The organism is Streptomyces sannanensis (assembly GCF_039536205.1).
Lineage (GTDB): Bacteria > Actinomycetota > Actinomycetes > Streptomycetales > Streptomycetaceae > Streptomyces > Streptomyces sannanensis.
Window position 1 is genome coordinate 3,214,945 of record NZ_BAAAYL010000001.1, and the last position, 10,973, is coordinate 3,225,917.

The 10,973-nt window shown below is 69.9% G+C and carries 10 protein-coding genes; 6 read left to right on the forward strand and 4 right to left on the reverse strand.

Features of this window, described 5'->3' with window-relative positions; translation table 11 throughout:
* Positions 1-413 precede the first annotated feature (413 nt).
* On the forward strand, positions 414-2,006 hold the full coding sequence (locus tag ABD858_RS15150) for an FAD-binding oxidoreductase (RefSeq protein WP_345037640.1): 1,593 nt from the start codon (positions 414-416) through the stop codon (positions 2,004-2,006).
* 25 nt (positions 2,007-2,031) lie between these two features.
* Here ABD858_RS15150 and ABD858_RS15155 read toward each other — a convergent pair whose 3' ends face one another.
* Positions 2,032-2,745 carry a phosphatase PAP2 family protein gene (locus tag ABD858_RS15155; RefSeq protein WP_345037642.1) on the reverse strand — a complete coding sequence of 238 codons (714 nt, stop codon included), beginning with the start codon at positions 2,743-2,745 and terminating at the stop codon, positions 2,032-2,034.
* A gap of 210 nt (positions 2,746-2,955) precedes the next feature.
* Positions 2,956-3,972 carry a C40 family peptidase gene (locus ABD858_RS15160; RefSeq protein ID WP_345037645.1) on the reverse strand — a complete coding sequence of 339 codons (1,017 nt, stop codon included), beginning with the start codon at positions 3,970-3,972 and terminating at the stop codon, positions 2,956-2,958.
* A gap of 159 nt (positions 3,973-4,131) precedes the next feature.
* On the opposite strand from ABD858_RS15160, the gene ABD858_RS15165 reads away from it, so the two are divergent.
* The 4 genes from ABD858_RS15165 (at position 4,132) to ABD858_RS15180 (ending at position 7,386) form a co-directional block, all read left to right on the forward strand.
* A complete protein-coding gene (locus ABD858_RS15165) occupies positions 4,132-4,563 on the forward strand; it encodes a hypothetical protein (protein WP_345037647.1) in 432 nt (143 codons plus the stop codon).
* Positions 4,564-4,570: 7 nt separating this feature from the next.
* Positions 4,571-6,361 (forward strand): alpha/beta hydrolase, encoded by a 1,791-nt coding sequence (locus ABD858_RS15170; protein WP_345037649.1) that lies wholly within the window; start codon positions 4,571-4,573, stop codon positions 6,359-6,361.
* Positions 6,354-6,833 (forward strand): hypothetical protein, encoded by a 480-nt coding sequence (locus ABD858_RS15175; protein WP_345037651.1) that lies wholly within the window; start codon positions 6,354-6,356, stop codon positions 6,831-6,833. The genes ABD858_RS15170 and ABD858_RS15175 overlap by 8 nt, the downstream gene beginning before the upstream one ends.
* A 319-nt stretch (positions 6,834-7,152) precedes the next feature.
* Entirely contained in the window at positions 7,153-7,386 is a 234-nt protein-coding gene (locus tag ABD858_RS15180) for a DUF397 domain-containing protein (protein WP_345037653.1), read from the forward strand.
* Between the two features lie 6 nt (positions 7,387-7,392).
* On the opposite strand, the gene ABD858_RS15185 is transcribed toward ABD858_RS15180, so the two are convergent.
* Positions 7,393-7,668 carry a DUF2087 domain-containing protein gene (locus tag ABD858_RS15185; RefSeq protein ID WP_345037655.1) on the reverse strand — a complete coding sequence of 92 codons (276 nt, stop codon included), beginning with the start codon at positions 7,666-7,668 and terminating at the stop codon, positions 7,393-7,395.
* A 109-nt stretch (positions 7,669-7,777) separates the two neighbouring features.
* Positions 7,778-10,096 carry a SpoIIE family protein phosphatase gene (locus ABD858_RS15190; protein ID WP_425586203.1) on the reverse strand — a complete coding sequence of 773 codons (2,319 nt, stop codon included), beginning with the start codon at positions 10,094-10,096 and terminating at the stop codon, positions 7,778-7,780.
* Positions 10,097-10,498: 402 nt separating this feature from the next.
* On the opposite strand from ABD858_RS15190, the gene ABD858_RS15195 reads away from it, so the two are divergent.
* Positions 10,499-10,807: a hypothetical protein gene (locus tag ABD858_RS15195; protein WP_345037657.1), complete on the forward strand. Its 309-nt coding sequence runs from the start codon at positions 10,499-10,501 to the stop codon at positions 10,805-10,807.
* Positions 10,808-10,973 lie beyond the last annotated feature (166 nt).

A 10,973-nucleotide genomic window follows, 5' to 3' on the forward strand; every position in this document is an offset into this window, starting at 1 on the left:
AGCCCTGTCCGCCAAGATTCCGAGCCCACCCGCCCCGCTTAACGACGCCCCCCGACCCCCGTCACGCCCATGCGGGTCCGCGCGGATCCGGCCCCTCGGAGACGCCTCGGGGCGTATCCACCGGCCGCTGCGGCGACGGGCCTTCACCGGACGAGCGGTAGCGTGGAGTCGTGCAACCGCAGGAACTTCCCGACGAAACCCCGGAACACCGGACCCACACCGTCGAACGCGGTTCCTTCTGCCTCGCACGGTGCTCCTGTGGCTGGTCCGGCCCGGCAAGACGCTCGCGCGACCGCGCCCGCACGGACGCGACGGACCACTCCGCCGGCACCCGCTGACGCCGCATCGGCGACGCCCCCCACCGGAACCCGCGAGCGCCGGAAGCCGTCTCCTCCGCCAGGAGGACATGACCTATGGACCGGCGCACACTGCTCACCTCGGCAGCCGCTCTCGCGGCGACCGCCGCCACCGCCGCCACCGCTGCCTGCGAGGGCGACCGGCGCCCCACGGCGCCACGCACCCGCGCACTCGCCACGACCGGCACACCCACGGCGACGCGGACAGCCGCCGCGGGGGCGACGCCCACCCCCACCGGCTGGACGGCGCTCGCCCGGGGCCTCGCCGGCACGCTCGTACGCCCCGGCGACGCCGACTACCCGACCGCCCGGCAGCTCTACAACACCCGCTTCGACGCCCTGCGCCCCGCCGCCGTCGCGTACGTCGCGAACGAGGCCGACATCAAGGAGTGCCTCTCCTTCGCCCGCCGCCACCCGGGCACCAGGCTCGCCATCCGCAACGGCGGCCACTCCTACGGCGGCTGGTCCAGCGGCAACGACCGTCTCGTCATCGACATCTCGAAGCTCGACAAGGTCGGCACCGACGGCACCATCGGCGCCGGCGCCAAGCTGATCGACGTCTACCGGGCCCTGGCCCGCAAGAACCGCACGATCCCGGCCGGCTCCTGCCCCACCGTGGGCATCTCCGGCCTCACCCTCGGCGGCGGTCACGGTGTCGTCTCCCGCGCCTACGGCCTGACCTGCGACAGCCTGACCTCCGCCAGACTCGTCACCGCCGACGGCCGGACCCTCACCGCGTCCGCGTCACAGAACCCCGACCTCTTCTGGGCCCTGCGCGGCGCCGGGAACGGAAACTTCGGCGTCGTCACCGAGCTGCGTTTCCGTACGCATGACGCTCCTGCCTGCGTCACCGCGTACCTCAAATGGCCCTGGTCGAAGGCCCGGGCCGTCATCAGCGCCTGGCAGGAATGGGGCCCGGCCCAGCCGGACGAGATCTGGTCGTCGGCCCATCTCGCCGCCGGCGCGGGCGTCGGCGAGCCCACCGTCACGGTCTCCGCCTTCTCCCTGGGCACGTACGGCGAGCTGCAGAACGCCGTCGACCGGCTGGCCGACAAGGTGGGCGCCTCCGCGTCGTACGTGACGCTCCGGCGCCGCGGCTACGAGCAGGCGATGCTGCTGTACGCCGGCTGCGCCGACTTCAGCGACGCCCAGTGCCATCTGCCGGGCACCACTCCGGGCCGTACCCCGCAGGGGCGGCTGCGCCGCGAGACATACGCCGCGCGCTCGGACTTCTTCGACCGTTCGCTCCCGTCGGCGGCGACAAGCGCACTCCTCGGCCGGATGGAACGCTTCGGCGTCACGGCCGCCGAGGGCGGTGGCAACGGATCCGTCGTGCTGACCGCGCTGGGCGGGGCGGTGAACCGCGTGGACCCGGCGGCCACGGCGTTCGTGCACCGCCGTTCCCGCATGCTGGCCCAGTACATCGCCTCCTGGCGGCCCGGGACCACGGGTGCCGCGCAGCAGACCTGGCTGAAGGACACTCATGGCGCCCTGCGCCGGTACGCCTCGGGGGCTGCGTACCAGAACTACCCGGACCCCACCCTCACCGACTGGCGCAGGGCCTACTACGGCGACGCGGCTCCGCGCCTCGCCGCGCTGAAGCAACGGTACGACCCGACGAGGCTGTTCGACTTCCCGCAGGCGCTGTGACGCACGGCCGCCGTCACCGTCGCCGTCACGCCGCCAGGTCCCGCTCGCCCTCACCGTGACGGCGCGGTTCGACCGTGCCGAGGGGCCGCTCCACGACCGCCTGCACACGCCGCGACCGTACGAGCCACCCGATCCTGCGTGACCGGGAGACCGCCGAGACGAGCGGCGTCAGCAGTGCCATCGCCGGCGGCGCGAGCAGCAGCGCGACGGCCGTGCCGAGCGCGAAGCCGCCGACCACGTCGGTCGGGTAGTGCACGCCCATGTAGACGCGGCAGAAGCCCTCGGCCAGGGCGAGGCCGATCGCAAGGAGCCCGAACTTCCGGTTGGCGATGAAGAGCCCGACCCCGATGGCCATCGCCAGGGTCGCGTGGTCGCTGACGAACGAGAAGTCCGTCTTTCCCGCGACCAGCACATCGAGTCCCTTGTGGTCCTGGAACGGCCGCGGCCGTTCCACGAAGCCGCGTATCGGGATGTTGACCAGCAGCGCGATCGCGGCGGCGAGCGGCGCCCAGACGATCCCCGCGACGGAGGTCACGGCACTCGCGGCGTCCTCGCGCCGGCGCACGCTCCACCAGCACCACAGAACGACGAGCACCAGGGCCAGCAGAATGCCGTACTCGCCGATGAACCCCATGACACGGTCGAACCACGTCGGGGCGTCCTTGGCCAGTCCGTTGATGTCGTAGAGCAGGCTGACGTCGGGGTTCGACGCATCGAATGCGAGTACAGAACCAGCCATCTACTGCGGCCCCTTGCCTTGTCGCCTGCCGGCGCGCGCCCGTGCGCGCCGCTTTCGAACCCCCGTGGTCAGTGCTGGTCGGTGCATGGTCATGCCGTTGTTCCCAGTACCAGGAAACGACCGTCGGCGCGGCCTCGTTCCACTCTCCACCGAATGATCACTGTGACGTTATCGAAGAGTGATCCGTCATCGCAGCTCAGGGCCAAAGCTTCACGGCGAGTTCCGGCCATGGTCGGGCAGGGCCTCCGCTCCGTCTTTCGTGACCCGGGTCGCACCGAAGTAGTCCGGGGTGTCGATCTTGTCGAAGCGGATCACCGCCCCGGTGTACGGCGCGTTGATCATGTAACCACCTCCGACATAGAGCCCGACATGCCGGATGGCCCGGGAGTTGGCCGGATCGTCGGAGAAGAAGACCAGATCCCCGGGGAGGAGTTCGTCCCGCGAGGGATGCGGCCCGGCGTTGTACTGGTCGTTGGCGACGCGCGGCAGCTTGATGCCGACCGTGTCGTACGCGGCCTGGGTCAGCCCCGAGCAGTCGAACCGCCCGCCTTCCTCGGGCCGGCCCTCGCCGCCCCACAGATAGGGCGTGCCGAGCTTCTGCTGCGCGTAGTAGATCGCGCCCGCGGCCTGCTGCGAGGGCTGCACCCGGCCGACGGGACGGGCGAAGCTCTTCTCCAGGGTGCGGATGATCTTCACATAGTTCTGGGTCTCCCGGTAGGGCGGCACCCCCCCGTACTTGATGACCGCGTACGCGCCCGCGTTGTACGCCGCGAGCATGTTGTCGGTCTGATCACCCGGGGCCTTCTTCACATACCCGGCCAGCTCGCAGTCGTACGAAGCGGCGGAAGGGATCGCGTCGGCCGGATCCCAGACGTCACGGTCGCCGTCGCCGTCCCCGTCGACACCGTGCGTCGCCCACGTGCCGGGGATGAACTGCGCGATGCCCTGCGCCGCGGCGGGACTCTGCGCCTTCGGGTTCCAGCCGCTCTCCTGGTAGAGCTGGGCGGCGAGCAGCGCGGGGTTGATGGCCGGGCAGAGATTGCCCCACTTCTGGACGAGCGGCTGATAGAGCGCCGGCACGGCCCCCTTGGCCAGAGCCACCGGCCCTCCGCCGTTCTTGCCGCCCATGAGCCCCGCGGCCGCCGAGTACGTGCCGACGACGAGCAGCGCGACGAAGCACAGACACAGCCCGACCCCGGCCCCGGTGACCGCCCAGACTTTACGCACCCCTCAACCCTCCCTCACTCGCGTCGAGTTCGTCCCCACTTTCGAGCATGTCGAACGGTACGGCGTCGAAGACCCGTGTCACGCCACCCATCCAGCCATGTGTCATTGGTATTTTCACAACGGGCACAGCCGAGAAACACAGAACAGCGGGGAGATCGCGTGGAGTTCAGTGCGCAGTGGGAGGAACTGCTCGCCGACAGTCCGGGCGGCGGACAGGGCACAAGCGGGCAGGGCACGAGGATGAACCTGGCCTCGGTCGCCCCCATCGGCGGGGGCGGCGACGCCGACCTCCAGATCACCCAGACCCCATGGAACAGCGCCTCCGGCGTGGCGAACGCCCTGCACACCTCCACCAACTCGGCCGTGAGCGAGCTGGACACCGCTGCCGAGGGCGTCCCGGGCGGCACGGCGGGGTTCACCAGCACGGCCGCACTGGAGGAGGTCCGTACCTCCTGGAAGACGCGGCTGACATCCGTACGGGACGAGTGCGCGCGCCTGGAGGGCGTGCTGAAGACGGTGGGCAGGGACTTCGGCGAGACCGACGTGCAGGTCCGGGACTCTTTCGGCGTCACGAAGACGAAGGGGCAGTAACCCGGTCATGCCCACATGGCAGCAGCTACGCGATCTGAAGCTCTCCGAATACACCGACGCCGCCGACGGCTGGGGCAAGGTCAGCAACCGTGCCAACACGGCCAAGGACCGCGTCGACAACGAGATGCTCGCCCGCATCCGCGACTCCCAGAAGGGCGCCGCCGCCACAGCGGCCGTCGCCGACCTGGGCCGTCTCAGCCGCAACTACCAGTACCTCCACACCGAGTGCGGACTGATCCGCACCGCACTCAACAGCCTCGCGAGCGAGCTCACCGCCCCTCAGAAGAAGCTGCGGCAGGCCCTGGAGGATGCCGAGAACCTGAAGTTCACGGTGCAGCCCGACGGCTCGGTCGAGTACCCGACCACCGTCCCGATACCCATGGCTCCGGGCAAGGGCTCGACGAACCCCGCCCGCAACCTCCCGCTGCTGCCCACGCTCACCGTCAAGGACCCGGCCGCCCCCGACCCCCACAAGGCCAAGGCCGAGGACATCGCGGCGCGCATCGCGGCCGCCGTGCGGGAAGCCTCCGAGATCGACGGCCGGTTCGCGAGCGTCCTGCGCAAGCTCAAAGCCACCCCCGGACTCGACATCACGGACGCGATGCTCGTGGACGCCGCCGCGGACACCAGAGCCGTCCAGCAGGCCGCCGGAAAATACCTCGACGACGACAAGATCCCGAAGGGGAAGTCGCCCGCCGAGAACAAGAAGTGGTGGAACGCCCTCACCCAGGAACAGCGCGAGGAGTACGCCACCCTCTACCCGGCGTCGATCGGCGCCCTGAACGGCATCCCCGCCACCGTCCGCGACGACGCGAACAGAATGGTGCTGGCGGAGACCCGGGCCCAGGTCCAGATCGAGCGCGACAAGCTCGCGGCTTCCGAACCGCCGAAGGGGAATGTCTACGTGGAAGGCCGGTCGGTGCGCGCCGACTGGAGGGCCTGGGACGAGAAGCGAGCCGCGCTCGACGCCCAGCTGAAGGGCATGAACGCCATCCAGGACCGCTTCGACCGTACCGGCCACGTCCAGCGCCCCGGCGAACGCCCACTGCCCGAGGCGTACCTTCTGGGCTTCGACATCAAGGGCAACGGCCACGCGATCGTCGCCAACGGCAATCCCGACACCGCCGATCACACCAACGTGTACGTGCCGGGCCTGACGTCAAGGCTCGAGATCATCGATGAGGACCTCCCGCGGTCCGAGACGCTCTGGGGTGCCAGTGACGCCATGGCGGACGGCCGGAGCGTCTCCACGATCACCTGGCTCGGCTACGACGCCCCACAGTCGTTGCTCGACGCGCCGCGGAGCAGTTTCGCCAACAACGGCGGCCCCCTGCTGAACAGTTTCGTCGACGGCCTGCGCACCACGCACGAAGGGGATCCGACCCATCTGACCGTCCAGGGCCACAGCTACGGCAGTACGGTCGTCGGCTCGGCCTGCCGGCAGGGCACCCTTCGGGCCGACGACATCTTCGTGGTCGGCAGCCCCGGCATGCAGTACGGCCATGCCGACGATCTGGACGTCCCGTCCGGCCATGTCTGGGCCGGCAAGACGTGGGACGACCTCGTCCCCGGTGTCGGCGGTCCGAAACACGGCGGCCTCCACAACGAGCTCCCGGCGGACAGCGGCGACCCCAACATGGTCATCGTCACCCCCGACGACGAGGAGTTCGGGGCCCATCGCATCTCGACGGAAGGGTCCTCGGGCCACAGCGGATACTGGGATCCGGGGACCCCGAGCCTCCTGAACCAGGCCCGGGTCACCGTGGGCAAGTACGACAAGGTCACGCTGGATGACTGACCCGATCGCAGCCGGCACGAAGCCCGTTGACGAGGTCATGGCCCTGGTACGCCACCGGTCGAGCGTGATCCTGGACGTACTCGGCCTGAGATACGAGACCACCGACGGCGCCCCGTTCGTGGTCCCGTGCCCGGAGGAGGGGCACGACTACCGCGTCCAGCACTTCTGGAAGGTGTACGGGCCCTCCCGCGAGGTCCTGACCGACGCCCTGGAGCGGCTGCACGGGGAACTCCCTCGGCGTGGGTGGAAGGTGTACCGCTTCGAGAGGGCGAACTCGAAGGCCCGGCAGTTGCAGCTCGACGTCGAGGACCTGAGCCTGCACCACACGGTGACGGTCGAGGAGGACTTCGCCTCCCGGGATCCCCACGCGTCGAAGTGGGAGAAGGCCGGACGCGACGGCCTGTTCGTCACGCTGTCCTCACCCTGCTACGTCGACCCCGACGCCGGCGCCCGACCGGGCGCGGACGTCTGACCCGTCCGACGCCCGTCCGTCAGGGCGGCGGCCCGCCCTCCGCCCCCGGAGCAGCTCGCCGCCGCCCCACCCGAAGGTTTCCCGGCTGTCGGCGCACCGAACGGAGGGTGCTCCGGGCCGCACCGGGTGCACGGGGATCGTGCGGAAGCCGGAGGGCGCGCAGGCCCAGGAGGCGGATACGGTTGCCGCCATGGACGTCTCCGTTCCCGTGGGTCCGTTGGTCGCGCCTAGTGCTGTGACCGCCCCGTCGGACGGTGCACCACTCACCACTGCCCCGCCACCTGCGCGAACCTCCTCATCGCCGTCAAGGAGCAGCACCATGGCTGAACACCCCGCGGACCTCGACTGGGTCAGAGCGGCCCCCGAGGGCGACGCGGGTCCCGGCCCCTGGATCGAGGTCGCGACCGGCCCCGGGGATCTGGTCCGCATCCGGGAGACGAGCGACCCGGAGAACGTCGTGACAACGACCCGTGCGAAGTGGGACGCCTTCGTCATGGGCGTACTGGCAGGAGAGTTCGACCACTTCGCCGAACTCGGCAACGATCAGCCCTGACGTCGGCTACGCAGCCCGCCGGTAGCTGCTGCCGTCCTTGGCGCGGGCCAGCAGACCCGAGTCGACCAGGTAACGGCGCAGCGCCGAACAGTCCCCGTGCACCGTGAGCAGCGCCTCGTTGACCTCGGGCTCGGTGTAGGTCCGGTCCTGCTCGAACAGCGTCTCCACGAGGTGTACCAGCAACTGCTCGCGGCGAGCCGTCTTCCGGGGAATCGCCGTCAGCCGCCCCTGGGAGAAGAAGGCGGCCACTCCTTGCGCACTGCTGGATCCGCTGTCAGACATGGCCGGAAGCCTCCCGCGCCGGCCGACGGCGGGCAACGCATTTTCGATGTGGCCCACAGGACGGGGCCCACAGGACGGGGCTCACAGGACAGGACTCACAGGAGGGCGCTCACAGGCGGAGAGTGAACCAGGTGGTCTTGCCCTCGTCGGTGGGACGGACGCCCCAGCTGTCGGCCAGGGTGTCGACGAGGACGAGTCCCCGTCCGGACTCCTCGTCGGCCGTGGCCAGGCGTGGCTGGGGCAGGCGGGTGCTGCAGTCGCTGATCTCGACGGTGAGTTCGGTGGGGGTCCGGCGCATATGCAGGCCGAGCGGCCCACAGGCGTGCTGGACGGCGTTGGTGATCACCTCGGAGACCAGGAGCCGCGCGTCGTCGGCCGCCTGGGCGCAGTCCCAGGATGCGAGGACCTTGCCGAGGTAGGTGCGTCCCTCTCGCACGGCGGTAGGGACGGCGGGCAGGTGGGTGGTGGCGGTGGCCAGGGGGGCGGCGGGAAGCCGGGCCAGGAGCAGGGTGACGTCGTCGTTGTGGCTCTGGGCGTCGGGCAGCAGGCCGGCGAGTACGTGATCGGCGGCGGTCTCCAGGTCGGGGGCGGTGGCCAGGGCGGCGTCGAGGACGGCTATGAGCTGGTTGAGCCGGTATTCGATGTCGCTGTCGGGGGTTTCGATCAGACCGTCGGTGTAGAGCGCGAGGGTGCCCCCGGGCGGGACGGCGACACAGGTCTGCTGATGGAGGACGTCGCCGACGCCGAGCGGAGTGCTCACGGGCACGGTCAGCATGCGAACACCGTCGTCGGGTGTGGCGACGAGGATGGGCAGGTGCCCGGCCGAGCAGATGGTCACCTCCCCGGCCTCGGGGGCGATGACCAGATAGCAGCAGGTGACCAGCTGGTCGGGGACGTCCAGGTCGGAGACGGCCGCGTCGAGGGCCTGCATCAGCTGACGTGGCTGCATACCGGTCTTGGCCAGGGCATGGGCGGCGGACCGCAACTGCCCCATGACGGCGGCCGCCTCCAGGCCGCGGCCCATCACGTCGCCGATGAGGACCCCGACCTGGCCGGCGCCCAGCGGGATGAGGTCGAACCAGTCGCCGCCCACGCCCGCGCCCTGGGTGGCGGGGAGATAACGGCTGGCGGCGGCGAGGCCCGGTATGGCGGCCGGGGTGCCCATCAGGCTGCGCTGCAGGGTGAGGGCGATGTGCCGCTGCTGTTCGTACAGGGCGGTGAGTTCGGCCTCGACCCGTTTGCGGTCGCTGATGTCGCGGACGATGGCGCAGGCCCCGACGACGGTGTCGTCGGAGGCGCGGGTGGGCCACAGCGTGACGTCCACGTCCAGCATGCGGCCGTCCTTGGTGACCCGGAGGGTCTCGAAGTGCTCGACCTTGTGCCCGTCCCGCAGGCGCTCCAGGAGTGCGGCGATCTCCTCCTGGTGGTCGGCCGCGGCCAGCACGGCCACGTTCCGGCCGATGGCCTCCTCGGCGGTGTAGCCGTACATCCGCTGGGCGGCGGCGTTCCAGTAGGTGATGCGGCCGTCGAGGGTCTTGGCGAGGATGGCGTCCTGCGAGGACTCGACGAGCGCGGCGAGCTCATTGATGCGCTGCTCGGCGGCCTTGCGCTCGCTGACGTCGCGGACGGCGGCCGACACCAGCGGGCCGTCGGCCGTCTCCAGCGGACTCAGGCTGATCTCGACCGGGAACTCCGTACCGTCCTTGCGCAGCCCGTGCAGCTCCAGCCCCGCACCCATCGGACGCACCTGCCGATTGGCGCCGTACCCCCCACGATGCCGGGTGTGCTGCTCACGGAACCGACCGGGCACCAGCAACTCCACCGGACGCCCCAGCAGCTCCTCACGCCGGTACCCGAACAACACCTCCGTCTGCGCATTGACCAGCCTGATCACCCCGCCGTGATCCACGATCACCATGGCATCCGGAGCCGCCTCCAACAGCCCCCGGAACCGCTCCTCGGCGGCCTTGCGCTCGCTGACGTCGCGGACGGCGGCCGACACCAGCGGGCCGTCGGCCGTCTCCAGCGGACTCAGGCTGATCTCGACCGGGAACTCCGTACCGTCCTTGCGCAGCCCGTGCAGCTCCAGCCCCGCACCCATCGGACGCACCTGCCGATTGGCGCCGTACCCCCCACGATGCCGGGTGTGCTGCTCACGGAACCGACCGGGCACCAGCAACTCCACCGGACGCCCCAGCAGCTCCTCACGCCGGTACCCGAACAACACCTCCGTCTGCGCATTGACCAGCCTGATCACCCCGCCGTGATCCACGATCACCATGGCATCCGGAGCCGCCTCCAACAGCCCCCGGAACCGCTCCTCGGCGGCGCCTGGATCGCCCTCACCTGCTTCGGCGTCACACCGGCAGGGTGCCCCCTCGGCAGTCCCCGACCCGCCCACCGACGCTGTTCTGGTCGTATCACCCATACCCGGCCCCAAATAGCTGAATGCCCACCGCGGTTCGGGTCATCCCAGCGCACCCGAACCACACCCACCCTCAAATGTCCGATAGTGACACGCCGCTGCCGCAGTTGGTCGATGAAACTGTCGATAAACGATCGACCGGAGTCACTCCGCCCGGTACCGGCCCATGGGTGTAGTAACGACAGTCATTGCCAGAAGTAACTCTCCGTGATACACAGAGTGACGGTACGCGTACTCACAGACAACCGGTCCGCCTCCGCCAGGGCAGTGCGACCGGTCCCACATACGAAACCGGGTAAAGAGAGCCACCGAGTCGACATATCTGCGCGGTTCATCGGCGAAGATAGAGCGTGACCCATGCCAACGGGCAGGGGCTTGAACAACCCAACAGGGGCGGTGAGTTACATGAACCTGGCAGCCGAAAAGGGCGACATCACCACCATTATCGGCGGAATCGCTCCGAACTGGGGGCCCTTCGGAAGCCTGGGCAATGAAGCGCGCGTCATGATCGAGGTCGTGATGGCGGTCGCCATCCTCATCTGCCTCGGCATCGCGGTGTGGGGCGCGGCCAAGCAGCGCATCGGCGCGACGGCTCTGCGGGACACCTTCAGTGCGGAGCAGGGCAAGGGCCTGATCGTGGCCGGCCTCACCGGCGTCTTCATCATCGGTTCGCTCGGCACGCTCTTCACCATCGTGTACGGAATGGCAGTCTGACCCCCTGCTCAGCCGTCCCGCCGCGCATCCATCCCGTCCCGGGCGTCCCCAGCCCCCTCATTCCCCGTCCCCTACACCATCCGTCCGTCGTGCCCACCGGCTGAGGTTGCGTCCCCCTGATGTCGAGTCAACACACCGCGCCCGCGCGGAATCCAGCACGGCTACC

Bases quoted from the DNA above. Each gene is read 5' to 3' on its own strand.
- ABD858_RS15170 (WP_345037649.1), top strand. From the start codon at position 4,571: ATGCCCACATGGCAGCAGCTACGCGATCTGAAGCTCTCCGAATACACC.
- ABD858_RS15185 (WP_345037655.1), bottom strand. From the start codon at position 7,668: ATGTCTGACAGCGGATCCAGCAGTGCGCAAGGAGTGGCCGCCTTCTTC.
- ABD858_RS15175 (WP_345037651.1), top strand. From the start codon at position 6,354: ATGACTGACCCGATCGCAGCCGGCACGAAGCCCGTTGACGAGGTCATG.
- ABD858_RS15150 (WP_345037640.1), top strand. From the start codon at position 414: ATGGACCGGCGCACACTGCTCACCTCGGCAGCCGCTCTCGCGGCGACC.
- ABD858_RS15190 (WP_425586203.1), bottom strand. From the start codon at position 10,096: ATGGGTGATACGACCAGAACAGCGTCGGTGGGCGGGTCGGGGACTGCC.
- ABD858_RS15180 (WP_345037653.1), top strand. From the start codon at position 7,153: ATGGCTGAACACCCCGCGGACCTCGACTGGGTCAGAGCGGCCCCCGAG.
- ABD858_RS15155 (WP_345037642.1), bottom strand. From the start codon at position 2,745: ATGGCTGGTTCTGTACTCGCATTCGATGCGTCGAACCCCGACGTCAGC.
- ABD858_RS15195 (WP_345037657.1), top strand. From the start codon at position 10,499: ATGAACCTGGCAGCCGAAAAGGGCGACATCACCACCATTATCGGCGGA.